Source organism: Dankookia rubra (genome assembly GCF_004355005.1).
Lineage (GTDB): Bacteria > Pseudomonadota > Alphaproteobacteria > Acetobacterales > Acetobacteraceae > Paracraurococcus > Paracraurococcus ruber_A.
Map to the genome: position 1 here is coordinate 34,518 of NZ_SMSJ01000015.1, position 26,659 is coordinate 61,176.

General features: G+C 71.3%; 24 protein-coding genes. 8 read left to right on the forward strand and 16 right to left on the reverse strand.

Features of this window, described 5'->3' with window-relative positions; genetic code table 11:
* Window positions 1-21: 21 nt before the first annotated feature.
* From E2C06_RS13670 to hslU, 3 genes are all read left to right on the forward strand, one after another.
* Complete coding sequence (locus E2C06_RS13670; RefSeq protein ID WP_241671271.1) at window positions 22-795, forward strand: Crp/Fnr family transcriptional regulator; 774 nt, start codon at window positions 22-24, stop codon at window positions 793-795.
* A gap of 64 nt (window positions 796-859) precedes the next feature.
* Window positions 860-1,435 (forward strand): ATP-dependent protease subunit HslV, encoded by a 576-nt coding sequence (gene hslV, locus E2C06_RS13675; protein ID WP_133289168.1) that lies wholly within the window; start codon window positions 860-862, stop codon window positions 1,433-1,435.
* 7 nt (window positions 1,436-1,442) lie between these two features.
* On the forward strand, window positions 1,443-2,762 hold the full coding sequence (hslU, locus tag E2C06_RS13680) for an ATP-dependent protease ATPase subunit HslU (RefSeq protein ID WP_277751826.1): 1,320 nt from the start codon (window positions 1,443-1,445) through the stop codon (window positions 2,760-2,762).
* Here the strand turns inward: hslU and E2C06_RS13685 are convergent.
* Complete coding sequence (locus E2C06_RS13685; protein ID WP_133289170.1) at window positions 2,757-3,776, reverse strand: VOC family protein; 1,020 nt, start codon at window positions 3,774-3,776, stop codon at window positions 2,757-2,759. The genes hslU and E2C06_RS13685 overlap by 6 nt on opposite strands.
* A gap of 245 nt (window positions 3,777-4,021) precedes the next feature.
* On the opposite strand from E2C06_RS13685, the gene E2C06_RS13690 reads away from it, so the two are divergent.
* Entirely contained in the window at window positions 4,022-4,828 is an 807-nt protein-coding gene (locus tag E2C06_RS13690; RefSeq protein WP_133289171.1) for an EcsC family protein, read from the forward strand.
* A 189-nt stretch (window positions 4,829-5,017) separates the two neighbouring features.
* Here E2C06_RS13690 and E2C06_RS13695 read toward each other — a convergent pair whose 3' ends face one another.
* On the reverse strand, window positions 5,018-5,518 hold the full coding sequence (locus E2C06_RS13695; protein WP_241671273.1) for a GNAT family N-acetyltransferase: 501 nt from the start codon (window positions 5,516-5,518) through the stop codon (window positions 5,018-5,020).
* A 256-nt stretch (window positions 5,519-5,774) separates the two neighbouring features.
* Here E2C06_RS13695 and E2C06_RS13700 point away from each other — a divergent pair, with 256 nt between their 5' ends.
* Window positions 5,775-6,566, forward strand: a complete 792-nt coding sequence (locus E2C06_RS13700) for an FTR1 family protein (RefSeq protein WP_133289172.1) — start codon at window positions 5,775-5,777, stop codon at window positions 6,564-6,566.
* A 481-nt stretch (window positions 6,567-7,047) separates the two neighbouring features.
* Here the strand turns inward: E2C06_RS13700 and cydB are convergent, their stop codons facing one another.
* The 3 genes from cydB to E2C06_RS13720 all read right to left on the reverse strand — a co-directional run bounded on the left by cydB (window position 7,048) and on the right by E2C06_RS13720 (window position 9,918).
* Window positions 7,048-8,094, reverse strand: a complete 1,047-nt coding sequence (cydB, locus tag E2C06_RS13710; protein ID WP_133289173.1) for a cytochrome d ubiquinol oxidase subunit II — start codon at window positions 8,092-8,094, stop codon at window positions 7,048-7,050.
* A gap of 5 nt (window positions 8,095-8,099) precedes the next feature.
* Window positions 8,100-9,536, reverse strand: coding sequence for a cytochrome ubiquinol oxidase subunit I (locus tag E2C06_RS13715; RefSeq protein WP_133289174.1), 1,437 nt, complete (start codon window positions 9,534-9,536; stop codon window positions 8,100-8,102).
* Window positions 9,537-9,651: 115 nt separating this feature from the next.
* The gene (locus E2C06_RS13720; RefSeq protein WP_133289175.1) at window positions 9,652-9,918 is read right to left on the reverse strand and encodes a hypothetical protein; all 267 of its coding nucleotides are present in this window, start codon (window positions 9,916-9,918) and stop codon (window positions 9,652-9,654) included.
* A gap of 301 nt (window positions 9,919-10,219) precedes the next feature.
* On the opposite strand from E2C06_RS13720, the gene E2C06_RS40305 reads away from it, so the two are divergent.
* Entirely contained in the window at window positions 10,220-11,599 is a 1,380-nt protein-coding gene (locus E2C06_RS40305) for a hypothetical protein (protein ID WP_133289176.1), read from the forward strand.
* Window positions 11,600-11,735: 136 nt separating this feature from the next.
* Here the strand turns inward: E2C06_RS40305 and E2C06_RS13730 are convergent, their stop codons facing one another.
* From E2C06_RS13730 to zapE, 9 genes are all read right to left on the reverse strand, one after another.
* Window positions 11,736-12,527 carry an SDR family NAD(P)-dependent oxidoreductase gene (locus E2C06_RS13730; protein WP_133289177.1) on the reverse strand — a complete coding sequence of 264 codons (792 nt, stop codon included), beginning with the start codon at window positions 12,525-12,527 and terminating at the stop codon, window positions 11,736-11,738.
* A 197-nt stretch (window positions 12,528-12,724) separates the two neighbouring features.
* Window positions 12,725-13,012, reverse strand: a complete 288-nt coding sequence (locus tag E2C06_RS13735) for a hypothetical protein (RefSeq protein WP_133289178.1) — start codon at window positions 13,010-13,012, stop codon at window positions 12,725-12,727.
* A 130-nt stretch (window positions 13,013-13,142) separates the two neighbouring features.
* On the reverse strand, window positions 13,143-14,396 hold the full coding sequence (odhB, locus tag E2C06_RS13740) for a 2-oxoglutarate dehydrogenase complex dihydrolipoyllysine-residue succinyltransferase (RefSeq protein ID WP_133289179.1): 1,254 nt from the start codon (window positions 14,394-14,396) through the stop codon (window positions 13,143-13,145).
* 35 nt (window positions 14,397-14,431) lie between these two features.
* Entirely contained in the window at window positions 14,432-17,311 is a 2,880-nt protein-coding gene (locus E2C06_RS13745; protein ID WP_133289180.1) for a 2-oxoglutarate dehydrogenase E1 component, read from the reverse strand.
* A 183-nt stretch (window positions 17,312-17,494) separates the two neighbouring features.
* The gene (sucD, locus tag E2C06_RS13750) at window positions 17,495-18,379 is read right to left on the reverse strand and encodes a succinate--CoA ligase subunit alpha (protein WP_133289181.1); all 885 of its coding nucleotides are present in this window, start codon (window positions 18,377-18,379) and stop codon (window positions 17,495-17,497) included.
* A 3-nt stretch (window positions 18,380-18,382) separates the two neighbouring features.
* A complete protein-coding gene (gene sucC, locus E2C06_RS13755; RefSeq protein ID WP_133289182.1) occupies window positions 18,383-19,576 on the reverse strand; it encodes an ADP-forming succinate--CoA ligase subunit beta in 1,194 nt (397 codons plus the stop codon).
* Window positions 19,577-19,716: 140 nt separating this feature from the next.
* Window positions 19,717-20,670: a malate dehydrogenase gene (gene mdh, locus E2C06_RS13760; protein WP_133289183.1), complete on the reverse strand. Its 954-nt coding sequence runs from the start codon at window positions 20,668-20,670 to the stop codon at window positions 19,717-19,719.
* A 167-nt stretch (window positions 20,671-20,837) separates the two neighbouring features.
* Window positions 20,838-21,221 carry a hypothetical protein gene (locus tag E2C06_RS13765; protein ID WP_133289184.1) on the reverse strand — a complete coding sequence of 128 codons (384 nt, stop codon included), beginning with the start codon at window positions 21,219-21,221 and terminating at the stop codon, window positions 20,838-20,840.
* A gap of 73 nt (window positions 21,222-21,294) precedes the next feature.
* Entirely contained in the window at window positions 21,295-22,455 is a 1,161-nt protein-coding gene (zapE, locus tag E2C06_RS13770; RefSeq protein WP_206664538.1) for a cell division protein ZapE, read from the reverse strand.
* 139 nt (window positions 22,456-22,594) lie between these two features.
* On the opposite strand from zapE, the gene E2C06_RS13775 reads away from it, so the two are divergent.
* Window positions 22,595-22,984, forward strand: coding sequence for a hypothetical protein (locus E2C06_RS13775; RefSeq protein ID WP_133289185.1), 390 nt, complete (start codon window positions 22,595-22,597; stop codon window positions 22,982-22,984).
* Between the two features lie 243 nt (window positions 22,985-23,227).
* Here E2C06_RS13775 and E2C06_RS13780 read toward each other — a convergent pair whose 3' ends face one another.
* Together E2C06_RS13780 and E2C06_RS13785 are read right to left on the reverse strand one after the other, a co-directional pair.
* Window positions 23,228-23,821, reverse strand: a complete 594-nt coding sequence (locus tag E2C06_RS13780) for a c-type cytochrome (RefSeq protein ID WP_133289186.1) — start codon at window positions 23,819-23,821, stop codon at window positions 23,228-23,230.
* Window positions 23,822-23,823: 2 nt separating this feature from the next.
* Entirely contained in the window at window positions 23,824-25,020 is a 1,197-nt protein-coding gene (locus E2C06_RS13785) for a PQQ-dependent sugar dehydrogenase (protein ID WP_241671275.1), read from the reverse strand.
* A 213-nt stretch (window positions 25,021-25,233) separates the two neighbouring features.
* Between E2C06_RS13785 and ahcY the strand changes: the two genes are divergently transcribed.
* Window positions 25,234-26,637, forward strand: coding sequence for an adenosylhomocysteinase (ahcY, locus tag E2C06_RS13790; protein WP_133289187.1), 1,404 nt, complete (start codon window positions 25,234-25,236; stop codon window positions 26,635-26,637).
* Window positions 26,638-26,659: the final 22 nt, after the last annotated feature.

The window sequence follows — 26,659 nt, forward strand, 5'->3', positions numbered from 1 at the left end:
ACCGCGTCGCAGGAGGCTTCCTTGCACCTTGCCGACCGATCCCTCGCCGCCCCGCGCAACCGGCTGCTCGCGGCCCTGGCGCCCGGGGACCTGGCGCGCCTGCGGCCGCGGCTCGACGCCGTCGCGCTGCCCTGCCGCAGGGTCCTGCAGCTGCCGGACGAGCCCATCGCGGCGGTCCTCTTCCCCGAGACCGGCTTCGTCTCCATGCTGGCCGAGATGGAGGACGGCGACGCCGCCGAGGTCGGGCTGGTCGGCGCCGAGGGCATGATCGGGCTGCCCCTCCTGCTGGGGGCCGACCGGGACGACGTCGAGGCCATGGTGCAGGCGCCCGGCACCTTCCTCCGGATGGAGGCCGAGGCCTTCCGCGCGGCGCTGGAGGAGTTCCCCGCCTTCCACGGGCTGCTGCTGCGCTACGCCCTGGTGCATCACGGCCAGGTGGCGCGCACGGCGGCCTGCAACGGGCGGCACCCGACCGAGCAGCGGCTCGCGCGCTGGCTGCTGATGGCGCATGACCGGGTCGAGGGGGCCGAATTCCCCATGACGCACGAGTTCCTGTCCATGATGCTCGGGGTGCGCCGCGCCGGGATCACGGTTGCGGCCGGCCAGCTGCAGAAGGCGGGCTTCATCCACTACGAGCGCGGCTGCATCGAGGTCACCGACCGCCCCGGCCTCGAGAGCGCCTGCTGCGAATGCTACGGCGTCGTCCGGCGCACCCAGGACCGGCTGCTCGGGCCGCCCGCCGGCGGGAGGGGTTTGCCGCGCCTGACGCGGGCGCCGGCCGGGGGCGGCCGGTAGCCTGTTCGGTCATCCGGCCGCGGGGCCGTTGCCCAGGCGCCCCTAAAGGCCCACATGCGGCGCCATGTCCGCTTTCCATAGCTCCGCCGCGCCGGACCCGCTGGGCTGGCACGGCACCACCATCCTCTCCGTCCGCAAGGGTGGCACCGTCGCCATGGCCGGGGACGGCCAGGTCTCGCTCGGCCAGACCGTGGTCAAGGGCAATGCCCGCAAGGTCCGCCGCATCGCCAATGGCCGCGTGCTCGCGGGCTTCGCCGGCGCCACCGCCGATGCCTTCACCCTGCTGGAACGGCTCGAGGCCAAGCTCGAGCGCTTCCCCGACCAGCTCGAGCGCGCCTGCGTCGAGCTGGCCAAGGACTGGCGCTCCGACCGCTACCTGCGGCGGCTGGAGGCGCTGCTGGCCGTCGCCGACGGCAAGCGGAGCCTGCTGCTGACCGGCCAGGGCGACGTGCTGGAGCCGGAGGACGCGGTGATCGGCATCGGCTCCGGCGGCAACTACGCGCTGGCCGCGGCCCGCGCCCTGCTGCCGGTCGAGGGGCTCTCGGCCGAGGAGATCTGCCGCCGCGCCATGCGGATCGCCGGCGACATCTGCGTCTACACCAACGGCAACGTCGTGCTCGAAACCCTGGAAGCTGCGTGAGATGACCGTGGAAGCCGTCAACCTCTCCCCGCGCGAGATCGTCTCCGAGCTCGACCGCTACATCGTCGGCCAGAACGACGCCAAGCGGGCCGTGGCGATCGCGCTGCGCAACCGCTGGCGCCGGCAGCAGCTGCCCGAGGGCATGCGCGAGGAGGTGGTGCCGAAGAACATCCTGATGATCGGCCCGACCGGCTGCGGCAAGACCGAGATCGCCCGGCGCCTCGCCAAGCTGGCCAATGCCCCCTTCCTGAAGGTGGAGGCCACCAAGTTCACCGAGGTCGGCTATGTCGGCCGCGACGTCGAGAGCATCGTCCGCGACCTGATCGAGGTCTCGATCACCCAGACCCGCGAGGCGTCGCGCAGGAGCGTGCAGGCCAAGGCCGAGCTGGCGGCCGAGGAGCGGCTGGTGACCGCGCTGGTGGGGGAGGGCGCCTCCGGCGAGACCCGGATGAAGTTCCGCCGCATGCTGCGCGAGGGCATGCTGGAGACGCGGGAGATCGAGGTCCAGGTCAGCGATGCCGGCGGCGGCATGCCGCTCGGGATGATCGACCTGCCGGGCGCGCAGGGCCTGCAGATGCAGAACATGCAGGAGATGCTCGGCAAGATGTTCGGCGGCAAGACCAAGCCGCGCAAGATGACGGTGGCCGAGGCGCGGCAGGTCCTGCTGAAGGACGAGGCGGACAAGCTGGTCGACCAGGAGCAGCTGACCCGCGAGGCCGTGGCCAATGCCGAGAACAACGGCATCGTCTTCCTCGACGAGATCGACAAGATCGCGCGGGGTTCCGAGAACGGCGTGCGCGGCGGCGACGTCTCCCGCGAGGGCGTGCAGCGCGACCTGCTGCCGCTGATCGAGGGCACCACGGTGACGACGAAGCACGGGCCGGTGAAGACCGACCACATCCTCTTCATCGCCTCCGGCGCCTTCCACCTGTCGAAGCCGTCCGACCTGCTACCGGAGCTGCAGGGCCGGCTGCCGATCCGGGTCGAGCTCTCGGCCCTGACGCGGGAGGATTTCCGCCGCATCCTGACCGAGCCGGAGCACAGCCTGGTCAAGCAATACGTGGCGCTGCTGGGGACCGAGGGGCTCAGCCTCGACTTCACCGAGGACGCGGTCGACGTGATCGCCGACCTGGCCGCCGACATCAACGCCAAGGTCGAGAACATCGGCGCCCGCCGCCTGGCGACGGTGCTCGAGCGGCTGCTGGAGGAGATCAGCTTCACCGCCTCCGACCGGCGGGGGGAGAGCGTGCCGGTGACCGGCGCCTATGTGCAGGAAAAGGTCGGGCCGCTGGCGGGCAGCGCCGACCTCAGCCGCTACATCCTATAGCACGGCCGCCGCAACCGGCGCGGCGGCCGCCAGCGAATCCCACCACGGGCAGACGCCGCTCATCCGCACGTAGTTGCCGTCCATGACCTGCAGCGGCGCCCGCCGCGCCGCCTGGGCCGGCATCGGCGGCGCCTCCGGCGGCGGCGGGCCATCGGCTAGGCTTTCGAACAGCCCCTGGTGGCCCCAGAGGCTGCCGACGCTGGTCATCGCCTGCGGCTGCCACCCCGGCGTCACCTCCCGCCCGCCCCAGCCGTATTCCACCAGCAGCGGCGAGGGCGTGCGCATGTAGAAGGAGGTCATCAGGTCGTTGGGGTGGCGGCCGAGCTTCACCGCGACCTGCCCCTCCTCCTGCTGCGCCAGGTCGTAGCAATGGCCGACATCGTCGAAGGAATAGAGTTCCACCAGCAGGTGGTGCGCCGCCCGGCCCGGCCCCTCGACGATCGCCAGGCTGTGGTGCCGGGCGTTGACGTGCAGGAAATAGGCGGTGACCGGCGCCTCGACGTAGTCGCTGATGCGGAAGCCCAGCAGGCCGCGGTAGAAGGCCAGCACCGGCGCCACCTGCGGCACCATCATCAGCACGTGGCCCATGCCGAGCGGCCCGGCGCGGAAGCCGGCGATGTCGCGGCCCGGGCGGAAGGGCGCATCCGCCACCTGCCCGCCGTGAAAGGCCTCCACCCGGTTGCCGGCCGGATCGGCGAAGGAGATCAGGCCGCCGACGCAGCGCTGCGCCGCCAGCGCCCCGCTCTCCCGCCGGACCGGCGTCCCGGCGGCGTCCAGCCGCGCGGCCAGGGCGTCGAGCGCGGCGGCATCCGCCACCTCCCAGCCCATGACGCATTCGCCCTCCGGCTGGGTGCCGTCGATCAGCAGGCGCTGCCGGCGGTCATCCATGCGGAAGGCGCGCTGCGCCCCGCCGCGGTCCACCGCCTGCAGGCCGAGCCGGCCGGTGGCGAAGCCGGTCCAGTCCTCCACCCTGGCCGAGCCGAGCGACAGGTAGCCAAGCGCCTGCACCGTCATGCCTTCCTCCCGCCGATATCCGTGCCGCGCGGCCGGTCCGCGCCCGGCCCCGCCCGCCGCACCGTTTCGCCGAGACTAGCCAACGATCCGCATGGGTTGCAACGCGCCGGATGGGCCGTCCCGGCCGGCACCCGTCCTGGCGCAGGCGCTCCGGCCGGCGGCGCCGCGGCCTTCCGGGAGCGCCGGCGCGACCCCATCTTGACGCTGCGCGAACCGATCCTGCGCGCCCGGGTTCTGCCATCATCATGAACGACACCGACCGCCACCTTCCCACCGTCACCCTGCCCGAAGCCGCCCTGGCCGAGCTCGACTCCGCCGTGGTGGTGCTCGAGGGCACCTCGCTGCCCGTCCGCCTCGCCGCCCTGGTCGGCGGCTCGGTCGAGGCGCTGAAGCGCCGCCTGCCGGAGGTCGCCCAGCGCGGCCTCGACGATGCCGTGCGCCGGGCCCTCGAAGCCGCCATGCAGGCGGCGCTCCGCAGCGACCCCGGGCGGGCCGGGCCGCTGCCGAACGATTGGCTGCATCGCGGGCTGATCGCGGCCTCGGGCATGGCCGGCGGCGCCTTCGGCCTGCCGGGCACGCTGCTGGAATTGCCGGTCTCCACCACCCTGCTGCTGCGCCAGGTCGCCGCCGCCGCCGCCGAGCAGGGGGAGGACCTGGCCGACCCCCTGGTCCAGGCCGAGTGCCTGAAGGTCTTCGCCTTCGGTGGCCGCAACCCCGGCGACGACGATGCCGAGAGCGGCTACTTCGCCCTCCGCGTCGCGCTGGCCGAGGCGGTGCAGACCGCGGTCGGCCGCGGCGTCGCGCAATTCCTGCCGGGCTTCCTCGGCGCCATCGCCGCCCGCTTCGGGGCGCCGGTCGCCTTCAAGCTCTCGGCCCAGGCGGCGCCGGTGATCGGCGCCGCTGGCGGGGCGGCGGTGAACCTCGCCTTCCTCGAGCATTTCCGCGGCATCGCCCGGGCGCACTTCACCATCCGCCGGCTGGAGCGCCGGCATGGCCCGGCCCTGGTGCGCGCGGCCTACGAGCGGCTGCGGGACGGCGCGGTGCTGGCCTAGCGCAGATCCCGATCCGGTGGAGCCACCGGATCGGGTGACGATGCCCGCAGCACCAAGCCGCCGGAGCGGCTGCCGTCCGCCTCGGCTCACGGCAACCGCCCTGGCGCTCAAGATCCGGCGGATGGTGCCCATGCCGGGGTCGGGACAGGACCGGCTCCGGCCCTCGACGGCATGCGGTCCGAACGGGACCTATGGGCGCCGTGCCTGGAAGAAGGTCTTGCCCCCACGTTCGAACCCGGCGGTTTCGTAGAAGCGCAACGTCGCTTCCTGTGTCGAGCCGGTCGCCAGCATGACCTTGTAGCAGTTGGCAGCCCAGGCGGCGTCCAGCGCCGCCGCCAGGACCCGATGCCCGAGGCCGCGCCGGCGATGCCCGGCATGCGTCACGACATTCTCGACAAGGGCATAGGACATGCCGCCTCTCGTCAGGTTCGGCACCATCACGAGCGTGCATGAGGAAACCAGGCGGCCGTTCTCCTCCGCCACGAGGACGGTCGTAAGCCCGGATCGGAGAAGGGAGGACCACGGCGCCGCGGCCGCCGCGGGGCCGACGGGCGGGTCGTCCGGGTTGAGGTGGCGGTAGAGTTCCAGCATGCCGTGCAAGTCGCCGTCCGTGGCGGGGCGGATGATGATGTCGTGCATGGTCGCCAGGATAGGGCCGGAGACCGGCGGGTACCAAGCGCCGGGCCGCATCCTCTCGGGCGGATGCCGGCCGGCGTGATCCGCTCGCCTCGCGGCCGTCATGGGGCGGCCCGGTTTGAGCCAGCCCGGCTTGAGCCAGGGCGAACGGCAACCGCGCGGGCGCGGCCCGCGGCCCGGCATCCGCCATCGGGGCGGGGCCGCCGCCTTTCCCGGTCGCGCTGCGATGAACCCGGCCTGAAGCGGAATTCACGCGACGCCGGCGGCAAAGCGCCTATGTTTTGCGAGCCATTCGCAATTGCAGGTGCCCATGTCCGCCTCCATCGCCGTCCAGGCCGCCCTGATCCTGTTGCGGGAAGGCCTGGAAGCCATCCTGGTCCTTGCCGCCCTCGCCGCCCTGCTGCGGAAGCTGGCGCCGGAGCGCATCGGCGCGCTCTGGGCGGGGGCCGGGCTCGGCCTGCTGGCCAGCCTGCTGGCCGCCGGCGCCTATGCCGCCTGGCGGGGCGGGGTGCATGACGACTTCGTCGAGGGCATCACCTGCCTGGCTGCCGCCGGGCTGATGCTCTGGACCGGCGGCTTCCTTTGGCGCCGTGCCGACCCGCGCGCCTGGGGCGCGGCGCTGACCCGGCAGGCGCAGGCGGCGCTGAGTGCCGACCGGGTGCCGGTGGCGCTCGGGCTGATCGGCTTCCTCGCGGTGTTCCGCGAGGGGGCGGAGACCGCGCTGTTCCTCGCCGCGCTGGGGACGGAGGAATCGATGGCCGGCATGCTGGCCGGCCTCGCCGCGGGCGCCGCGGGCCTCGCCCTGCTCTGGTGGCTGCTGATCCGCGCCGCGGTGCGCATCCCGCTCCGGCCGCTGTTCCGCGCGACCTCGCTCTTCCTGCTGTTCATGGCGGCGCGGCTGGTGGCGGCCGGCATCCAGGAATTCCAGGAACAGGCGCTGGTCTCCTTCAACCCGGTCTCCCTGCCCGAGGTCGCCGAGGCGATCGGCGTCTCGCCGAGCTGGGAAGGGCTGGCGGCGCAGCTCCTGGTCCTCGGCGGGGTCGGGCTGGTGCTGGCCTGGCCGCGGCGCGCCGCCGTGCCGGGCCACGCCGCGGCGGAATAGCCCGCCCGGGGCACCCGGACCGCGCGCGGGTTCATCGCCCCAAGGCACTCCGCCGCGGGAAGACGCCGGCCTGGCCGGGGCCAAGGGCCGCCACCGGCCACGACGCGATCCGCCGGTGGACCGAGGCCCGCGGCGGCTGCCCGGCCGTCGCGCAGGGCAGCGGGGGCCGCGACGGCGGGGGCCTGCCGCGCCCCGGCCGCGCCGGACGGCGGGCTGCAGCCGGCCGGCCGGGCGAGCCTCTTCCCCGCCGTCGACGACCGGAGGCTGGCCTTCCCGCACCAGGACCGGACCGCCGGCGGGACGGAAGGCCGCTTCTTGCATGTCGTCCGCCGCGACGCGGCGCGCGGGCGGGCGGGGCTGCCGTCGCGCTACAGCCGCAGCACCGACCGCAGCAGGAAGGCCACCGCCCCGACCGCCGCCACCCCCGCCACCCAGAGGGCGACGAACCACAGCAGCCGGGAGCCCAGGCGCCGCGCCACGGTCAGTGGTAGCCGTGGCCGGCCTTCACCTTGCCGCGGAAGAGCCAGTAGGAATACGCGGTGTAGCCGAGGATGATCGGAATCAGCACCGCCGCCCCCACCAGCATGAAGACCTGCGAGGCGCGCGGCGAGGCGGCCTCCCAGATGGTGATGTTCGGCGGCACGATCATCGGCCACATCGAGATGCCGAGCCCGGTATAGGACAGGAAGAACAGCCCGAGCGCGCAAAGGAAGGGGATGCCGTCGCGCCAGACCAGGCGGCGGTTGTCGGGGTTGTGCCCCGCCTCGGCCAGGCCGCGGAACAGCCGCCAGGCCAGCACCACGACCAGCACCGGGACCGGCAGCGCCGCCAGGATCCAGGGAAAGTCGAACCAGCGGGCGCGGAAGGCCGGCAGCAGGAAGGGCACCACCAGGCTGACCACGCCGATGAAGCCGAGCGTCAGCACCGTCATCCGCCGCGCCAGGGCCTTCACCTGGTCCTGCATCTCGCCCTCGGTCTTCCAGACCAGCCAGCAGGCGCCGAGCATGCCGTAGCCCGCCAGCACCGCCAGCCCGGTGACGACCGAGAAGGGCGAAAGCCAGTCCCACCAGCCCCCGGCATAGCTGCGGCCCTCCACCTTCACGCCCTGCACCAGGGCGCCGAGCGCGACCCCCTGCGCGAAGGCCGCGACATAGCTGCCGCCGGAGAAGGCGCGGTCCCACCAGAGGTGCTGCCCCGGCGTCGCCGCGCGGAAGCGCATCTCGAAGGAAACGCCGCGGAAGATCAGCGCCAGCAGCATGATGATGATCGGCATGTAGAGCGCCGGCATGATGGTGGCGTAGGCCAGCGGGAAGGCGGCGAAGAGGCCGCCGCCGCCCATCACCAGCCAGGTCTCGTTGCCGTCCCAGACCGGCGCCACGGTGTTCACCGCGAGGTCGCGGTCCTCCTTGCCGTGGATCCAGGGGAACAGGATCCCGACGCCGAGGTCGAAGCCGTCCATGCAGACATAAAGGAAGACCGCCGTGGCGATCACGAAGGCCCAGATGGTGGCGATGGTCTCCGCGCTCATGCCCCCTACTCCGCCGGTTGCGGCCGCGCGTCGTGCACGCGGTCCGGATCGGCCGAGGCGGCCGGGGTGATGCCGGCGGTACGGATCGGCGGCTCGGACTCGACGCCGAGTTCCTGCGGCTCCGGCGGGTGGCGGAAGAGCCGGAAGAGGTACCAGATGCCGGCGCCGAAGACGACGAAGTAGACCGCCATGAACAGCACGAGCGAGGTCAGCACCGCGGGTGCGGCGATCGGGCTGACGCTGTCGGCGGTGCGCAGCAGGCCGTAGACGGTGAAGGGCTGCCGCCCGGCCTCGGTGGTGATCCAGCCGAAGGTCACCGCGATCAGCCCGGACGGCCCCATCGCCACCGCCCAGCGCTGGAACCAGGCGCTGTCATAGAGCCGGCCGCGCCAGCGCAGGAACAGCGACACCGCGCCGAGCGCGATCATCAGCATCCCCATGCCCACCATGATGCGGAAGGACCAGAAGACCAGCGGCACGTTGGTCGGCCGCTGGTCCTTCGGGAAGTCCTTCAGCCCCTTGATCTCGCCGTCCAGGCTGTGGCGCAGGATCAGGCTGCCGAGATAGGGGATCTCGACCTTCAGCTTGGTTTCCTCCCGCTCCATGTCCGGGATGCCGAAGAGGATCAGCGGGGCCGGCGCCTGGGTTTCCCAGTGGCCCTCCATCGCGGCGACCTTCTGCGGCTGCTTGTCGAGCGCCCAGAGCCCCTGGGCGTCGCCGAAGAAGGCCTGCGCCGGCGCGACCGCGGCGGCCATCCACATCGCCATGCTGAACATGGTCCGCGCCCGCTCGTTCGAGCGGTCCTGCAGCACGTGCCAGGCGCCGACCGCGCCGACGATCATCGCGGTGGTCAGGAAGGCGCCGGTGATGGTGTGGAGGTAGCGGAAGGGAAAGGATGGGTTGAAGACGATCGCCCACCAGTCCTCCGGCATGAAGCGGCCGTCGGGCGCGATGGAGAAGCCCGCCGGCGTCTGCATCCAGGAATTCGCCGAAAGGATCCAGAAGCCGGAGATCAGCGTGCCCACCGCGACCAGGCAGGTGGCGAAGAAATGCAGGCCCTTCCCCACCCGCCCCAGGCCGAACAGCATGACGCCGAGGAACCCGGCCTCGAGGAAGAAGGCGGTCAGCACCTCATAGGCCATGATCGGGCCCAGCACCGGCCCGACCTTGTCCGACCAGGTCGCCCAATTGGTGCCGAACTGGTAGGACAGCACCAGGCCGGAGACCACGCCCATGGCGAAGTTCACCGCGAAGACCTTCAGCCAGTAGCGGAAGAGGTCGAGGTACCTGGCGCGGCCGGTCCAGAGCCACAGCCCTTCCAGCACCGCGAGAAAGCTGGCGAGGCCGATGGTGAAGGCCGGGAACAGGAAGTGGAAGGTGACGGTGAAGGCGAATTGGAAGCGCGCGAGGTGCAGCGCATCCGGGAAGGCGTCCCACAGCATCGTCCGAGGCCCCATCGGCGTATGGGCACCTTAGCCGCAGGAAACCAGGGACGTTCCCTTTGCCCGGAGGGGGCGGCGTCACGAAAACCGGAGCGGCAGGGCCGCCCGGCGCGCCTCAGGCCGCCGCGCGCAGCGCCTGCGGCCGCACCGTCTCCACCGACCAGACCCCGACCACCTGGCCGAGGTTGCCGGCGACGAGGTGGACCATCTCGGCCGGCATGGCTTCCAGCACCAGCTCGACCTGCAGGGCGTCGCCCTGGCGGACGGCGTGGAAGCTGTCCGCCACCAGGTCGCGCTTGGCCAGCGGCTGCAGCAGGCGCGGCAGCAGCCCGGGCGAGGCATCGGCGGTCAGGACGAAACGGACGGAGACGAGATCGGACATCGGGGCGGTTCCATGAGCGCGAGGGGAAGGGACGAACCCGGCGGCGCGGCGCGCCACCCCCATGGGCAGCGCGGCTCAGGCGGCCGGGCTGGTAATTCGCGCGGTACGGAATCCGATGGTCGACATGGCCATCAGCCTAGCCCGGCCGCCCCCCGGCTGTACAGGGGCGAAATCCCGACAGGGCGAAATCCCGGCGGGGGCGAAGTCCCGGCGTTCCCGCGGTCAACCGCATGTCAGTGGCCATGCGCCCCCGCGGCGCCGAGAAGGGGCCTTCCGCCGGCCACCCCGGAGACCTGACGTATTGCCCGACGCGGCCGAGACCGCCCCCCGTGCCCTGGCCCGTGCCGCCGGCGCGCCTGCCTCCCCCTGGCCCGGCTTTGCCCGGCCCGGCTTCGCCTGGACCGGGCTCTGCCTCTGCCTCGGCGCGCTGGTGGCGGCGGTGCTGGTGCTGGCGCCCTACCCGCCGCTGCAGGACTTCCCCGAATGGGCCTACCAGGGCCACCTGCTGGCGCGGCTGCTGCGCGGCCTGCCGATCGGCGAGATCCACCTGGCCACGACGCCGGTGCCGAACAGCTCGGTGCAGCTGCTGCTCGGGCTGCTGTCGCTGGCGATGCCGGCGGCCCTGGCGGCGCGGCTGTTCCTGCTGGGGCTGGTCGGCGCCTCGGTCGCCGTCTCGCTCGGGCTCGGGCGGCGCTGCCAGCCGGCGGCGCCCGGCGCCTTCGCCGCGCTGCTGCTGGTGGCGGTCTTCCTGAACGCCGCCTTCTGGAACGGCTACGTCAACTTCCAGCTCGGCATGGTGCTGCTCGGCGCCTGGTTCCTGCTGCCGGAGGCGCGGCGGGCCAGCCCCTGGCCCATCATGGGCTTCGGCCTGGTGATCTTCTTCACCCATGCCATGGTCTTCTTCGCCTTCTGCGCCCTGCTCGGCGCCACGGCGCTGCTGGACCGGCGGCGGATCATCCCCACCGCGATCGGCCTGCTGCCGGCGGCGATCCTGACCGGCTGGTACATCGCCACCGATGCCGGCGGCGGCGCGACCGAGACCAGCGCCACCGGCGGGCCGGCGGCCTTCCTCGCCTACAAGCTCTATACCGTCGCCAAGCTCGGCCCCTACCACAACTTCGTCTTCGGGGAGGGCGGCGACATCGTCACCCGCCCGGCGGTCTATTGGGCGGGGGCGGCGGTCAACCTGGCCTTCGCCGCAGGGCTGGCGGCGCTGCTCGGGCTCGGGCTGCGGGCGGCGATCCGCGGCCGGCGGCTGGCCTGGGCGCCGTTGCTGGCGGCGGCCGGGCTGCTGGCGCTCTTCGCGGTGCTGCCCGACCTGGTGCAGAACGTGGTCAACCCCGGGGAGCGGCTGATGCTGCCGGCCCTGCTCATGCTGCTGCTGGTGCTGCCGCTGCCGGCGGCGCTGGTCCGGGCGCTCGGCCTCGGCGCCGTGGTGCTGGGAGCCTGCCTGCTGCTGCTGCTGGCGACCGACCATGCCTGGCGCGAGCCGGTGCACTACACCGAACTGCGCGCCGAGACCGCCGGCCTGTTCCGCCACCGCCCGACCGCCTTCGCCTGCAAGTGGCAGGAGATGCTGCGGAGCGCCGCGGCGGGCGACCTGCCGCGGGAGCCGCTGGCCTTCCGCACCAGCCTGCTGATCGGGACCACCTCGGCGGGGTGCACGGGGAAGCCGGGGTGAGCGAGGTTGGGGAGGGAAAGGTATTCCCTCTCATGGGTCGGCTGCCGCCGCGCGGCGGGTGCCAGGCTCGGAGAACTGGATGAAGGGTTGGACGCCAAAGGCGTCCAACGGGAGAATGCCTTCTCCCCGGCCTTTTTCACCCGATCTGCACCAGCCTTCCGCCATCCACCGGCAGCGCCACCCCGGTGATGTACCCCGCCTCGTCGCTCGCCAGGAAGAGCGCCGCATTGGCCACGTCCCAGGCGGTGCCCATGCGGCGGCGCAGCGGCACCTTGGCGTCGCGCTCGGCCGCCACCTCCGCCCGGGTCTTGCCGGTGTGGCGGACGCGGGTATCGACCGCCATCGGCGTGTCCATCAGCCCGGGCAGGATGGTGTTGCAGCGGATGCCGTGCCCGGCATTCTGGTTCGCCACCTGCTCGGTGAAGGCCAGCATCGCCGCCTTGGTGGTCTTGTAGGCGACATAGGGGTAGCTCTCGACCGCCGCGGCCGAGCTGATCGAGAGGATCACCCCGGCTTCCTGCCGGCGCATCACCGGCAGGGCGTGCTTCACCGCCATGACGAAGCCGCGGAGGTTGACGGCCGTGACGCGGTCGAAGGCCTCCTCGGTGATCTCGGTGGGCGCGGCGTCGCCGCCCGCGAGCGACATGCCGACGTTGTAGTGCAGAATGTCGACCCGGCCCCAGAGCCGCACCGCCTCGGCGATGGCGGCGGCCATCTCGGCTTCCCGGGTCACGTCGGCCTGGAAGGCGGCGGCGCCCTGCCCGGCCTGCGCGGCGGTGTCCTGCGCCGAGGCCAGGTCGCGGTCGACGCAGAGCACGCGGGCGCCTTCCTGGGCGAAGCGGATGGCGGTGGCGCGGCCATTGCCCATGGTCTCGCCCGGGCTCTGCCCGGCGCCGATGATGATGGCGGTCTTGTTCTCGAGCCGCATGCGGCGTGTCCCCCTTCTGAGAGGGCCATCATGGCGGCAGGAAGCAAGGCCGGGGAGGAGGTATTCTCCCTTTGGACACCTTTGGCGTCCAACCCCTCATCTATTTCTCTGGGTCGGCACTCGCCGCGCGGCGGCACCCGACCCACAGAAAGGAAGGGTGGGGCTTGGGGAGGGATACTTTCCCTCCCCAACCTTCCTCAGAATGTCTCGCGCGGCGGCCGCGGCCGGCGCGGCGGGCGGGGGCCGCTGCCGAACTGGTCCTGCTGGTGCGAGGGCAGCCGGCGCTCGCGCGGCGGCGGCGGCGGCGCCGCCAGGTCGGCCTCCAGCTCCTTGATCTTGGCGGAGATCGAGACCCGCAGCTCCGGCGAGGTATGCGGCTTCATCGTCCGCATCGTCTCCTTCAGCTCGGCGAGGAGGCGGACCTTCTCCTCCCGCGTGCGCTTCAGCGGGCGGTTGTCGGAGAACTGGCCATCGAAGGAACGCATGTGACTTCTCCCGGGTGGGCCGGCATGCGGCGGCCCCTTCCCCCCAATTGAGCAAAGGCGTGCGGCCCGTGCCGCTGAAATGCATGGTGCCGGCGCGGGGTTGCCGCGCCGTCCCCGGTTGGGCGAAGGCTCAGATATCCAGCATCAGCCGGCGCGGGTCCTCGATGCTTTCCTTGACCCGGACCAGGAAGCTGACGGCTTCCTTGCCGTCGACGATGCGGTGGTCGTAGCTCAGCGCGATGTACATCATGGGGCGAATTTCGACCTTGCCGCCCACCGCCATCGGCCGGTCCTGGATCTTGTGCATCCCGAGGATGCCGGACTGCGGCGGGTTCAGGATCGGCGTCGACATCAGGCTGCCGTAGACGCCGCCGTTGGTGATGGTGAAGCTGCCGCCCGCCATTTCCTCGAGCTTCAGCTGGCCGTCGCGGACCCGCTTGCCGAGGGAGCCGATGGTCTTCTCGATCTCGGCGAAGCCCATCCGGTCCGCATGGCGCAGCACCGGCACGACCAGGCCGTTCGGCCCGCCGACGGCGACGCCCATGTGGACGAAGTTCTTGTAGATCAGCTCGTCGCCCTGGATCTCGGCGTTCACCGCCGGAAACTCCTTCAGCGCGGCGACGCAGGCCTTCACGAAGAAGGACATGAAGCCGAGCCGGACGCCGTGCTTCTTCTCGAAGACCTCGCGGTACTCGGTCCGCAGCGCCATCGCCGCGCCCATGTCCACCTCGTTGAAGGTGGTCAGCATGGCGGCGTTGTTCTGCGCCTCCTTCAGCCGGCGGGCGATGGTGATGCGGAGCCGGGTCATCTTCACCCGCTCCTCGCCCTCCTCCAGCGGCCGCTGCGCGGCCGGCTTGGCGGCGGCCGCCGGCGCGGCGGCGGGACGGCTGAGGAAGTCCAGCACGTCGCCCTTGGCGATGCGGCCGTCCTTGGCGCTGCCGGCGCCGACCTGCTCGGCCGAAAGGTTGTTCTCCGCCATCAGCTTGGCCGCGGCGGGCAGCGGCGCATGGGTGCCGGGGACGGCGACGGGGCCGGCCGGGGTGCGCGGCGTCTCGACCTTCGGCTGGGCGGCGACGGGCGCGACCGGCTCCGGCTTCTGCGGCTTGGCCGCGGGGGCGGCGGCGGGGGCCGACTTCGCGGCCGCGGCGCCGGCGGCGATGCTGCCGAGCACGGCGCCCGGCTCGACCTCGGCGCCCTCATTTGCGCTGATCGATTCGATCACGCCGGCGGCCGGGGCATTGACCTCCACCGTGACCTTGTCGGTCTCGAGCTCCACCAGCGGCTCGTCCACCGCCACGGCCTCACCGGCCTTCTTCAGCCAGCGCGCCACGGTCGCGGTGCTGACGCTCTCGCCCAGGGTGGGCACCAGGATATCGGTCGCCATCGTCGTCTATCGCCTCTCTGCACGGTGCCCGGGGATCACTGCCCCAGGGCGTCCCGCACCAGGGTTTCCTGTTCCGCTGCATGCACCTTGGCGAGGCCGGTGGCCGGGCTCGCCGCTTCCTTCCGGCCGACGTAGTCCGGCCGCTTCGCCTTGATATCCAGGTCCTTCAGGACCTTCTCCAGCCGCCGGTCGACGAAGGTCCAGGCGCCCATGTTCTCGGGCTCCTCCTGGCACCAGACCACCTCGGCATTCTTGTACGGGGCGAGGGCCGTCTTCAGGCTGTTCACGGGGAAGGGGTGGAGCTGCTCGACCCGGATCAGCGCGACGTCCTTGACGCCCTGGTCGCGGCGGGCCTGCAGCAGGTCGTAGTAGACCTTGCCGGTGCAGAGCACGACGCGCTTGACGTCTTCCTCCGGCGCGATCGCGTCGATCTCGGGGATGACGTACTTGAAGGCGCTGCCCGGGCCGAAATCCGCCAGGGAGGAAACCGCCAGCTTGTGCCGCAGCAGCGACTTCGGCGTCATCACCACCAGGGGCTTCCGGTAGTTCGACTTCAGCTGCCGGCGCAGCGCGTGGAAGTAGTTGGCGGGGGTGGTGAAGTTGCAGACCCGCATGTTCCGCTCGGCGCAGAGCTGCAGGTAGCGCTCGAGGCGGGCCGAGGAATGCTCGGGCCCCTGCCCCTCGAAGCCGTGCGGCAGCAGCATCACCAGGCCGGACATGCGCAGCCACTTGGTCTCGCCCGAGGCGATGAACTGGTCGATGATGACCTGGGCGCCGTTGGCGAAGTCGCCGAACTGCGCCTCCCACAGCACCAGGGTACGCGGGTCGGCCAGCGAGTAGCCGTAGTCGTAGCCGAGCACGCCGAACTCGGAGAGCAGGCTGTTGAAGGCCTCGAAGCGCGGCTGGTGGTCGCGGATGTTGTTCAGCGGCACGTATTCCGCCTGGGTGACCTGGTCGACCAGCACGGCGTGGCGGTGGCTGAAGGTGCCGCGCTGCACGTCCTCGCCCGAGAGGCGCACGCGGTGGCCTTCCAGCAGCAGGGTGCCGAAGCCGAGCGCCTCGCCGGTCGCCCAGTCGATGCCCTCGCCCGATTCGATCGCCTGCTTCTTGGCCTCGAGCTGGCGGGCGATCTTCGGGTTGACGTTGAAGCTCTCCGGCACCTGGGACAGCGCGCTGCCGACCTCGCGCAGGGTCTCGAGCGGCACCGCGGTCGGGTGAAGCTGCTCGACCTCGGCGCCGACGGCGACCGCCTGCAGGCCGGACCAATGGCCTTCCAGCCAGTCCGCCTTGTTCGGCTTGAAGGTCTGCGCGGCCTGGTGGGCCTCCTCCAGCGTCTGGTTGAAGGCGTCGAGGATCGCCTTCGATTCCTCGGCCGGGACGCTGCCCTCGGCCGCCAGGCGTTCCGCATAGACCGTGCGGGTGGTCTTCATCTCGCGGATGCGGCCGTACATGATCGGCTGGGTGAAGGCCGGCTCGTCGCTCTCGTTGTGGCCGTGCCGGCGGTAGCAGACGATGTCCACCACCACGTCGGTCGAGAATTCCTGGCGGAACTCGGCCGCGAGGCGGGAGACGAAGACCACCGCCTCGGGGTCGTCGCCGTTCACGTGCCAGATCGGCGCCTGCACCGCCTTGGCGATGTCGGTGCAGTACAACCCGGAATAGGCGTGGGCCGGGACGGTGGTGAAGCCGATCTGGTTGTTGGTGACGATGTGGACCGTGCCGCCGGTGCGGTAGCCGATGAGCTGGCTCATCGCCATGGTCTCGTAGACCAGGCCCTGGCCGGCGAAGGCGGCGTCGCCGTGCAGCAGGATGCCCATGACGCTGTGGCGGCCCTTGGTGTCGCCCGCCATGTCCTGCCGCGCCCGCACCTTGCCGACCACGACGGGATCGACCGCTTCGAGGTGCGACGGGTTCGGCTGCAGCGAGAGGTGGATGGTCCGCCCGGCGATCTCGATGTCGGTCGAGGTGCCGAGGTGGTACTTCACGTCGCCCGAGCCCTGGACGTCGTCCGGGTTGGCGCCGACGCCCTTGAACTCGGAGAAGACCTGCGTGTAGGGCTTCTTCACCACGTTCACCAGCATGTTCAGCCGGCCGCGATGCGCCATGCCGATGGCGATCTCGTTCACCCCGGCCCTGGCCGCGGTCTCGATCACGGTCTGGACCGAGGGGATGGTGCTCTCGCCGCCCTCGAGCCCGAAGCGCTTGGTCGAGACATACTTCTTCGCGCAGAAGGCCTCGAAGCCCTCGGCCTCGGTCAGGTGCTCGAGGATCTCGCGCTTCCCCGCCTTGTCGAAGGCGGTGGTCCAGGGGGCGCCTTCCATCCGGCTCTGGATCCAGAACTTCTGGCCGGGGTCCTGGATGTGCATGAACTCGACGCCGATCGGGCCGCAATAGCTGGCCCGGCAGACCGCCATGATCTGGCGGACGGTGGCGGTCTCGAGGCCCAGCACGCCGTTGATGAAGACCGGGCGGTCCCAGTCGGCCTCGGTGAAGCCGTAGGTCGCGGGGTCAAGTTCCGGGTGCGACTTAGGCTGCTGCAGGCCGAGCGGGTCGAGCTGCGCTTCCAGGTGGCCGCGGACGCGGTAGCTGCGGATCAGCATCAGGGCGCGGATGCTGTCGAGCTGGGCATTGCGGATGGCGGCCGGGTCGGCGGCCGCGGCGGGGGCGGCCTTGCCGCCCTTCGGCGCCGGCGGCGCCTCGGGCTCCGGGGCGAAGCCGCCGCGCGGGCGGGGCGCCCAGGAGGCGCCGGAGGCATCGGTCAGCACGGCGCGGGTGTCGTCGCCCAGCGCGTCGAAGAGTTCGGCGAAGGACGGGTCGACGCTGCCCGGCTTCTCGACCCAGCGGGCGTAGAGGTCGGCGAGATAGGCGGCATTGGCGCCCGTCATCGCGCTGGCGAGGATGTCCACTCCGGCCATGGTCTTCTCCGTGCCGGCCTCTGCGGGCCGGCGTCCTTCGTCAGGTCTGTGCGTTGAGGCGCGCGGCCCCGGGAAAGGGGGCCGCGCGCTCCATAACATAGTCACTGTGGCGGCGTTGCGGCAGACCCGGCCTTGATCCAGATCGACCCCGCATGGCTGCCGCGCGGTTTTCGGCCCCCCGCGTTAACCCTTCAGCGCCTTCACCATGGTCGAGCCCAGCGCCGCCGGGCTGTCGGCCACGTGGACGCCGGCCTGGCGCATCGCCTCGAACTTCGCCTCGGCCGTGTCCTTGCCGCCCGAGATGACCGCGCCGGCATGGCCCATGCGGCGGCCCGGCGGGGCGGTCGCGCCGGCGATGAAGCCGACCACCGGCTTGGCGTTCGGCCCCTTGTTCTCGCGCGCCAGGAACTCCGCCGCCTGGATCTCCGACTGGCCGCCGATCTCGCCGATCATGACGATCGACTTCGTCTCGGGGTCGGCGAGGAAGAGCTCCAGCACCTCGATGAAGTCGGTGCCCTTGACCGGGTCGCCGCCGATGCCGACGCAGGTGGACTGGCCGAGCTTGGCCGCGGTGGTCTGCGCCACGGCCTCGTAGGTCAGGGTGCCGGAGCGGGAGACCACGCCGACCGAGCCGCGCAGGTGGATATGGCCCGGCATGATGCCGATCTTGCAGGCATCGGGGGTGATGACGCCCGGGCAGTTCGGCCCGATCAGCCGGGACTTCGAGCCCGAGAGCGCCCGCTTCACGCGCACCATGTCGAGGACGGGGATGCCCTCGGTGATGCAGATGATCAGCGGCAGCTCGGCATCGATCGCTTCCAGGATCGCGTCCGCCGCGAAGGGCGGGGGGACGTAGATGACGCTGGCATTGGCCTGCGTCTTCTCCACGCAATCGGCCACCGTGTCGAAGACCGGCAGGCCGATATGCGTGGTGCCGCCCTTGCCCGGCGTGACGCCGCCGACATAGGTCGAGCCGTAGGCGATGCCCTGCTCGGCATGGAAGGTGCCCTGGGCCCCGGTGAAGCCCTGGGTCATGACGCGGGTATCGGCGTCGATCAGGATCGCCATGGCTCAGGCCCCCTTGACCGCGGCGACAACCTTCTGGGCCGCGTCGGCCAGGTTGTCGGCGGGGATGATGGCGAGGCCGCTATCGGCCAGGATCTTCTTGCCGAGGTCGACATTCGTGCCCTCGAGCCGCACCACCAGCGGCACGCTCAGGGTCAGCGCCTTGGTCGCCGCCACGATGCCCTCGGCGATCATGTCGCACTTGGCGATACCGCCGAAGATGTTCACCAGGATCGCCTTGACGTTGCTGTCCGAGGTGATGATGCGGAAGGCCTCGGTCACCCGCGCCGCATTGGCGGTGCCGCCGACGTCGAGGAAGTTGGCCGGGGAGGAGCCATACAGCTTGATGATGTCCATGGTGGCCATCGCCAGGCCGGCGCCGTTCACCATGCAGCCGATCTCGCCGTCGAGCGCCACGTAGTTCAGGTCGTTCTTGACCGCCTCGAGCTCCTTCGGGTCCATCTCCGTGTCGTCGCGGAGCGCCTCGAGGTCCTTGTGGCGGAACAGCGCGTTGTCGTCGAAGGAAACCTTGGAGTCGAGCGCCACGATGTCGCCCGCGCCGGTGACGACCAGCGGGTTGATCTCGACGATGGCGCAGTCGAGCTCGATCACCGCGCCGTAGAGCGCCGTGACGAACCTGGTGAAGGCGCCGACCTGCTTGCCGGTCAGCCCGAGCCCGAAGGCCAGCTTGCGGCAATGGAAGCCGGAGATGCCCGAGGCCGGGTCGACCGCGACCTTGAGGATCTTCTCGGGGTGGTGCTCGGCCACCTCCTCGATCTCCATGCCGCCCTCGGTCGAGGCCATCACGGTCAGGCGGGAGGTCTCGCGGTCCACCAGCAGGCCGAGATAGAGCTCGCGCTTGATGTCGCAGCCATCCTCGACATAGACGCGGGAGACGACCTTGCCGGCCGGCCCGGTCTGCTTGGTGACCAGCGTGTGGCCGATCATCGCCGCGGCGGCGGCCTTCACGTCGGCGGCCGACTTCACCACGCGGACGCCGCCCTTGCCGTTCGGGTCGTCGGTGAAGCGGCCGGCGCCGCGGCCGCCGGCATGGATCTGCGACTTCACCACATAGACCGGCCCGGGCAGCTTGGCCGCGGCCGCCCCGGCCTCCTCCGCCGTCCAGGCCACATGACCGTCGAGCACCGTCACGCCGTAGCGGCGCAGCAGCTCCTTCGCCTGGTATTCGTGGATGTTCATCCGCTCACCCTTCGCATGGGTCGGCCGGCCGGCCGGGTCGAAATCTCGGTGCCGCTCCGCGGCGGGGTGGCCAGTCTACCGGCAAGTCCCGGCCTTGGCCGGATAAAGGAAAGGCCGGGGCAGTGCCCCGGCCCCCGGTCTCAGACGCCGAGCTTCTTGAAGTCCTCGATCAGCTTCTTCACCGCGTCGCAGGAGGCATCGAAGGCCTTCTTCTCCTCGGGCAGGAACTGCACCTCGATGATCTTCTCGACGCCGCTGCCGCCGATCACGACGGGGACGCCGACATAGAAGTCGCGCAGCCCGTATTCGCCGTTCAGCATCACGGCGCAGGGCAGGACCCGCTTCTTGTCCTTCAGGTAGGCCTCGGCCATGGCGATGGCGGAGGCGGCCGGGGCGTAGAAGGCCGAGCCCTTCTCCAGCAGCTTGACGATCTCGCCGCCGCCGTTCGCGGTGCGGGCGACGATGGCGTCGATCTTCTCCTGCGTCGTCCAGCCCATCTTCACCAGGTCGGGGACGGGGATGCCGGCGACGGTCGAGTAGCGGGTCAGCGGCACCATGGTGTCGCCATGGCCGCCGAGCACGAAGGCGGTCACGTCCTCGACCGAAACGTTGAACTCCTGCGCCAGGAAGAGCCGGAAGCGGCTGCTGTCCAGCACGCCGGCCATGCCGACGACCTTGTTCGCCGGCAGGCCCGACTTCTGCTGCAGCGCCCAGACCATGACGTCGAGCGGGTTGGTGATGCAGATGACGAAGGCGTTCGGGGCATAGGTCTTGATGCCCTCCGCCACCTGGCCCATCACGCCGGCATTCTTGGTCAGCAGGTCGTCGCGGCTCATCCCCGGCATGCGGGGGAAGCCGGCGGTGACGATGATGACGTCGGCGTCCTTGATCGCGGCATAGTCGCCGGTGCCGGCCATGGCGCTGTCGAACCCGTCGACCGGGCCGGACTGCATGATGTCGAGCGCCTTGCCGGCGGCGACGCCCGGGAAGACGTCGAACATGACGACGTCGCCGAGCTCCTTCAGGCCGATCAGGTGGGCCAGGGTGCCACCGATGTTGCCGGCGCCGATCAGCGCGATCTTCTTGCGGGCCATGAGCCGTCCTTCGTCAGGATCGTTGGAATATTGCGGCGCACTCCTACTCCCCGCCGTTCAGGGCGACAAGGCACGGCGCGGGGGCGCAATTGGTGCAAATGCCCAGGGGATGCCTTGCGCGGGGTCAAATCCCGGCCGTCCGGGGGCGATCCGGCCGGGAGCCGGCATCAGATCGGCATGCAGCGGACCACGTCGTCATGGCCGCGGGCGAGCGTCGCCATGGTGCCGTCCGGGCATCCGCTGGTCTGCACCAGGGCGGCCGGCGGCAGGCCCTGGGTCCAGCCGAACCGCACCGGCGCCAGGCCGGCGCCGCGGCATTGCCGCGCCTTGCGGGAACAGGCGGCGGGCGCCGCGCCGGGCCGCCAGGCGGCCTGCTGCAGCCGGGCCTGGGGCGCCTTCGCCAGGCCGGGGCGGGCTTTCGCCGGCGCGGCGGGGCCGGGCGGCGCCTTGGCCGGGGCGGCGGACCGCGCGGGATGGTGGCTGGGCGCCGTGGCCAGCGCCGGGCCGGTGGCGAGCATCAGGCCAAGCAGGGCCAGTATCGGCAGGCGCATGGAGTCTCCCTTTTGGGTGGCCGCGAATCCGTGATCCTTATTGCTGAATGTTACGACGTGGTGTCAAGACGGCTCAGGGCAGGTGCTGCAGCGACAGGTAGTCCTGGCTCTGCATCTCCATCAGCCGGCTGGCGGTGCGTTCGAACATCGCCGCGTTCTCGCCCTGTTCGTAGAGCGAATCGGGCGGCGCCGCGGCCGAGGCGACCAGCTTGCAGCGGTGCTCGTAGAGCGCGTCGACCAGGGTGATGAAGCGCCGGGCGCGGTCGAAATTCTCCGGCCCCAGGCGGGGGATGCCGTCCAGCACCAGGGTATGGGCATGGCTCGCCAGCGTCAGGTAGTCGGCCGGGCCCAGCGGCCTGCCGCAAAGGTCGTCGAACTCCGCCCGCACCACCCCGCGCGCCTCCTCCGGCAGCTCGACCGCCCGGCCGAGCACCCGCAGGGTGCAGCGCTTGCCCTGCTTCACCCCGGCCAGCTCGAGGAAGGCGGCGTCGAGCGCCCGTTCCGCCCGGGCGCCGAGCGGGCTGTGCCAGGTCGGCAGGCCGCGGATGCGCTCCCGCCGGTAGTCCCGCTCGGCCGCCAGCGTCAGCACGACCAGCCGCTGCTTGATGAGCGCGATGAAGGGCAGGAAGGCATCCCGCCCCGGCTTGCCCTTGAACAGGTCGTCCGGCGCGGTGTTGCTGGTCGCCACCACCACCACGCCGCGGGCGAAGAGCGCCTCGAACAGCCGGCCGAGGATCATGGCGTCGGTGATGTCGTGGACCTGGAACTCGTCGAAGCAGAGCAGCGCGGCCTCGGCGACGATGGCATCGGCCAGCGGCGGGATCGGGTCGGCCTCCCCCGGGTGGGCCTGCTTCCAGCGGTGGATGCGCTGGTGGCAATCCTGCATGAACTGGTGGAAGTGGATCCGCTGCTTGCGGGGCACCTCGGCGCAGGCGAAGAACAGGTCCATCAGCATGGACTTGCCCCGGCCGACCTCGCCGACGAGGTAGAGGCCCTGCGGGGTGCTGTTCTCCGCCTCCGGCACCGGCTTGCGGCGGAAGAAGCGGGCGAGGAAGCCGTCCGGCTCGGGCGGCTCCACCTGCGGTTCGTAGCCGCGCAGCCGGCGCCAAAGGTCCTGCAGGGTCTCCGCCGCCAGCGCCTGGGCGGGGTCGGGCTTCAGCAGGCCCTTGGCGATCCGGGCGCGGTAGGCGGGCAGCGGGCCGGCCGGCCGGAGGGCGGTGGAATTCGTGTCCATCGCAGGCCGGGATAGACCCGCGCGGGGCGGCCGACAACCGGGAGCGGCCTGGCGGCGATTCGACCGGGCCTCGACGAAACCCGGCCTGCTGCAGCGGGCCTGGGCGCCTGCCGGGACCATGCTCGGGAGGGCCATCGCCATGCGCCCGACCCGGGCCGCCCCTGACCCCGCCCCTGCCGCGACGACCCCCCGCCGCCGGAGCTGGCGCCCTTCCGCGCCGCGGCGGGACGACCCCTGCCCCTGGGTCGCCGCCGCGGGCTGCCTGCGGCCCGCGGCCCTGCCCGCGCTGCGGCGGGATTTCCCCGTGCTGCCGCGGCCCGGCTACCACCCGGTCGGCACCTTCACCCCGCGCGGCGCCTTCGCGCGCTGCTGGCCGAGGCACGGGCACACGCCCCCCGTCGGGGAGCGCCGGGTGGTGCAGGTGGCCTGGCTGCGGCACGCGGCGGCGCCGGCGCGGAAGACCAGCCGCGGCAGGCCGGCCTGGTGGCTGAAGGGGGTCTTCGGAGTTGCCCTCGGCGGCCCCGGATGATAGGACTATAAGCCGCAAACGCCACCGCTTTGCCCGCCAGCAGCGGAATCCGCGGTTGAAAAATTCAAATCCTGAATTCCAAAGCCGGGAGGCGCAGCGGGGCAGGCCGGCCGCCGGGTTGCGGCCGAAGGGTCCGGATCGGCCTCAAGAATCTTCGGGCGAATTGAGCGGATTTCAGGGTTCAACCGGCTGAAATCCTGAAGGTCGGGGAGGGAGTGCTCGTCTCCCTCCCCGACCTTCCCGCTACTTCTGCCGGGCCATGTAGTAGGCCAGCGCCGCCACCTGGGCATCCGTCACGCCGTACATCACGGCGTTCATGTTGGTGTCGGTCCCGTGCCGGGTGCCGTCGCGGTAGCCGACCAGGGCATGCACCAGGTAGTCCTCCCGCTGCCCGGCCAGGCGCGGCATCTGGGCGCGGCCGCGGTAGTCCGGCAGGTGGCAGACGCCGCAGCGCAGCGTCTCCGACAGCGCCGCGCCCTCGGCCATCCGCGCCGGGTCGCCTTCGGTGCCGCCGGCGGGCGGGCCGGGGGGCAGCGACATGTAATGGGCCGCGATGTCCTCCACCTGGGCATCGGTCAGGCCCTGGGAAAGCTCGTTCATCGGCGGCGCGATGCGGATCCGCTCCCGCAGCAGGATCAGCTGCAGGGTGATGAACTCGTCCGTATGCCCGGCGAGCGAGGGGATGTTCGGCATGCTGGAGACGCCGGCGGCGCCGTGGCAGGTGCCGCACTGGCGTTCCTGCACCAGCGCCCCGCCGCGCGCCGCGTCGCCCGCGGCCGATGCGGGCAGGAACGGGGCGGCGGCCAGCACGGCCGCCGCCAGCAGGCTTGCCCGCATCCTCACTTCGAATAGGTGATGCGGTAGATCGCGCCCGACTGCTCGTCCGAGACGAGCAGCGAGCCGTCCGGCAGCTGCTGCACGTCGGTCGGCCGGCCGAGGAAGCTGTTGCCCTCGAGCAGGCCGCCCATGAAGGGGCGCATGCTGGGCTTGCCCTGGGCGTCGAGCGTGACGTTCACCACGTCGTAGCCGGCCCGCTGGGTGCGGTTCCAGGAGCCGTGCCGGGCGATGAACATGGAGTTCCTGTACTCGGCCGGGAACATGTCGCCGGTGTAGAAGCGGATGCCGAGCGCCGCGGTATGCGCGCCGAGCAGCAGCGCGGGCGGGCTGAATTCCGAGCACTGCCGGCCCTTCACGTCGGGGTCCTGCATGGTGCCCATGTGGCAATAGGGGAAGCCGAAATGCTCGCCCAAGCCGCGCACGACGCCGAGGCTGTCCTGCGGCTCGTCCTCGCCGGCCCAGTCGCGGCCGTTGTTGGTGAACCAGAGCTGCCCGGTGGCGGGGTGGTGCGCCATGCCGACGCTGTTGCGGACGCCGCGCGCCACGACCTCGCGGCCCGAGCCGTCCGGGTTGAAGCGCAGCAGCAGGGCGTGCTTGTTCTCGTCCACCGCGCAGATGTTGCAGGGCGCGCCGACCTGCATGTAGAGCTTGCCGTCCGGCCCGAAGGTGGCGAACTTCCAGCCGTGGTGCTCCTCGGTCGGCAGGCCGAAGGCGGCGGTCAGGTCGGTGGGGGTGCCGGGGGCGTCGAGCTTCCCCTCGATGCCGTCGTAGCGGAACACCTTGTTGATCGCGATGACATAGAGCGCGCCGTCCTTGAAGGCGATCCCGTTCGGCTGGGCGAGGCCGGAGGCGATCGTATGGGTCTTGCCGTCCTTCACCGCATAGACTCGGCCGATGGTGCGGGTGCCGATGAACAGCGTGCCGTTGCTGCCCAGCGCCATCATCCGCGCGCCCGGCATGCCGGAGGCGAAGAGCTCGGCCTTGAAGCCGGCGGGCAGGGTCAGCTTGCCGACCGGCACCTGGTCGGCCGGGGTCATGGTCAGCTTCGGCGCATTGGGGGCGAGGGGGGAGGCGGCCAGGCTGTCCGGCCGGCCCTGCTGCCAGCCGGGCGGCGCCGGGGCGGGGGCGGGCTGGGCCAGCGCCATGGCCGGCAGGGCCAGCGCCGCGGCCAGTCCGGCCGCGATCCATCGCTTCGTCATTCCAGGTTTCCTCCCATCGCGCCCGGGTTCCGGGCATCGGCCATGACGATGGGGGGGAGCTTGCATTTCGGCAAGGCGTTGCGCGCGGGTCTCGATCCGACCCGGGGGCGAAGGCCGCTCACGACATAAAGACATGCTTATGTCTCGCGCTTGCTGCTGGCCTCGGACCCTGGCCCGTGCTACGGGCCGCCCGACAGAATGAGGACGCAGACCATGGCCGCAGCCGCCGACTACCTGGTGAAGGACCTTTCACTGGCTGATTGGGGCCGCAAGGAAATTGCCATGGCCGAGGACGAGATGCCCGGCCTGATGGCGGTGCGGCGCGAATACGGCCCGTCGCAGCCGCTGAAGGGCGCCCGCGTCGCCGGCTGCCTGCACATGACCATCCAGACCGCCGTGCTGATCGAGACGCTGAAGGCGCTCGGCGCCGATGTCCGCTGGTCCTCCTGCAACATCTTCTCGACCCAGGACCACGCCGCGGCCGCCATTGCCGCCGCCGGCACGCCGGTCTTCGCCGTGAAGGGCGAGAGCCTGCCGGAATACTGGGACTACGTGCAGAAGACGCTGGAGTGGCACGACGGCGGCGAGCCGAACATGCTGCTCGACGACGGCGGCGACATGACGCTGCTGGTCCACTACGGCCTGCGCGCCGAGCAGGGCGACGTTGCCTTCCTCGACAAGGCGACGAACGAGGAGGAGGAGGTCTTCTTCGCCCTCATCAAGAAGCTGGTGCAGACCAAGCCGGGCTGGTTCGCCAGGCTCGCCAAGTCGATCCAGGGCGTCTCCGAGGAGACGACGACGGGCGTCCACCGCCTCTACATCATGGCGAAGGAAGGGAAGCTCCTCTTCCCCGCGATCAACGTGAACGACAGCGTCACCAAGTCGAAGTTCGACAACCTCTACGGCTGCCGCGAGAGCCTGGTCGACGGCATCCGGCGGGGAACCGACGTGATGATGTCGGGCAAGGTCGCCATGGTCGCGGGTTTCGGCGATGTCGGCAAGGGCAGCGCGGCGTCGCTGCGCAATGCCGGCTGCCGCGTGATGGTCAGTGAGGTCGACCCGATCTGCGCGCTGCAGGCGGCGATGGAGGGCTACGAGGTCGTGACGATGGAGGATGCCGCGCCGCGCGCCGACATCTTCGTCACCGCGACCGGCAACGTCGACGTCATCACCATCGACCACCTGCGCGCGATGAAGCACCGCGCCATCGTCTGCAACATCGGCCACTTCGACAGCGAGATCCAGGTCGCCGCGCTGAAGAACTACAAGTGGACCAACGTGAAGCCGCAGGTGGACGAGGTCGAGTTCCCCGACGGCAAGCGCATCATCCTGCTGTCCGAGGGACGCCTGGTGAACCTCGGCAACGCCACGGGACACCCGTCCTTCGTGATGTCCGCCAGCTTCACCAACCAGACCCTGGCGCAGATCGAGCTGTGGTCGAACCCCGGCAAGTACGAGAAGAAGGTCTACGTGCTGCCGAAGCACCTGGACGAGAAGGTTGCCGCCCTGCACCTGGAAAAGGTCGGCGCCAAGCTGACCAAGCTCAGCCCGCAGCAGGCCGGCTATATCGGCGTGCCCGAGGAAGGCCCCTTCAAGGCCGAGCAGTACCGCTACTGAGGGATCGCGGCCCCGCCCGCGA

What these genes read in the sequence shown, in the direction of transcription:
- hslV (WP_133289168.1), top strand. Translation starts at nt 860, where the DNA reads ATGTCCGCTTTCCATAGCTCCGCCGCGCCGGACCCGCTGGGCTGGCAC.
- E2C06_RS13685 (WP_133289170.1), bottom strand. Translation starts at nt 3,776, where the DNA reads ATGACGGTGCAGGCGCTTGGCTACCTGTCGCTCGGCTCGGCCAGGGTG.
- E2C06_RS13690 (WP_133289171.1), top strand. Translation starts at nt 4,022, where the DNA reads ATGAACGACACCGACCGCCACCTTCCCACCGTCACCCTGCCCGAAGCC.
- E2C06_RS13695 (WP_241671273.1), bottom strand. Translation starts at nt 5,518, where the DNA reads ATGCGGCCCGGCGCTTGGTACCCGCCGGTCTCCGGCCCTATCCTGGCG.
- E2C06_RS13700 (WP_133289172.1), top strand. Translation starts at nt 5,775, where the DNA reads ATGTCCGCCTCCATCGCCGTCCAGGCCGCCCTGATCCTGTTGCGGGAA.
- cydB (WP_133289173.1), bottom strand. Translation starts at nt 8,094, where the DNA reads ATGAGCGCGGAGACCATCGCCACCATCTGGGCCTTCGTGATCGCCACG.
- E2C06_RS13715 (WP_133289174.1), bottom strand. Translation starts at nt 9,536, where the DNA reads ATGCTGTGGGACGCCTTCCCGGATGCGCTGCACCTCGCGCGCTTCCAA.
- E2C06_RS13720 (WP_133289175.1), bottom strand. Translation starts at nt 9,918, where the DNA reads ATGTCCGATCTCGTCTCCGTCCGTTTCGTCCTGACCGCCGATGCCTCG.
- E2C06_RS13730 (WP_133289177.1), bottom strand. Translation starts at nt 12,527, where the DNA reads ATGCGGCTCGAGAACAAGACCGCCATCATCATCGGCGCCGGGCAGAGC.
- E2C06_RS13735 (WP_133289178.1), bottom strand. Translation starts at nt 13,012, where the DNA reads ATGCGTTCCTTCGATGGCCAGTTCTCCGACAACCGCCCGCTGAAGCGC.
- odhB (WP_133289179.1), bottom strand. Translation starts at nt 14,396, where the DNA reads ATGGCGACCGATATCCTGGTGCCCACCCTGGGCGAGAGCGTCAGCACC.
- E2C06_RS13745 (WP_133289180.1), bottom strand. Translation starts at nt 17,311, where the DNA reads ATGGCCGGAGTGGACATCCTCGCCAGCGCGATGACGGGCGCCAATGCC.
- sucD (WP_133289181.1), bottom strand. Translation starts at nt 18,379, where the DNA reads ATGGCGATCCTGATCGACGCCGATACCCGCGTCATGACCCAGGGCTTC.
- sucC (WP_133289182.1), bottom strand. Translation starts at nt 19,576, where the DNA reads ATGAACATCCACGAATACCAGGCGAAGGAGCTGCTGCGCCGCTACGGC.
- mdh (WP_133289183.1), bottom strand. Translation starts at nt 20,670, where the DNA reads ATGGCCCGCAAGAAGATCGCGCTGATCGGCGCCGGCAACATCGGTGGC.
- E2C06_RS13765 (WP_133289184.1), bottom strand. Translation starts at nt 21,221, where the DNA reads ATGCGCCTGCCGATACTGGCCCTGCTTGGCCTGATGCTCGCCACCGGC.
- zapE (WP_206664538.1), bottom strand. Translation starts at nt 22,455, where the DNA reads ATGGACACGAATTCCACCGCCCTCCGGCCGGCCGGCCCGCTGCCCGCC.
- E2C06_RS13775 (WP_133289185.1), top strand. Translation starts at nt 22,595, where the DNA reads ATGCGCCCGACCCGGGCCGCCCCTGACCCCGCCCCTGCCGCGACGACC.
- E2C06_RS13780 (WP_133289186.1), bottom strand. Translation starts at nt 23,821, where the DNA reads ATGCGGGCAAGCCTGCTGGCGGCGGCCGTGCTGGCCGCCGCCCCGTTC.
- E2C06_RS13785 (WP_241671275.1), bottom strand. Translation starts at nt 25,020, where the DNA reads ATGACGAAGCGATGGATCGCGGCCGGACTGGCCGCGGCGCTGGCCCTG.
- ahcY (WP_133289187.1), top strand. Translation starts at nt 25,234, where the DNA reads ATGGCCGCAGCCGCCGACTACCTGGTGAAGGACCTTTCACTGGCTGAT.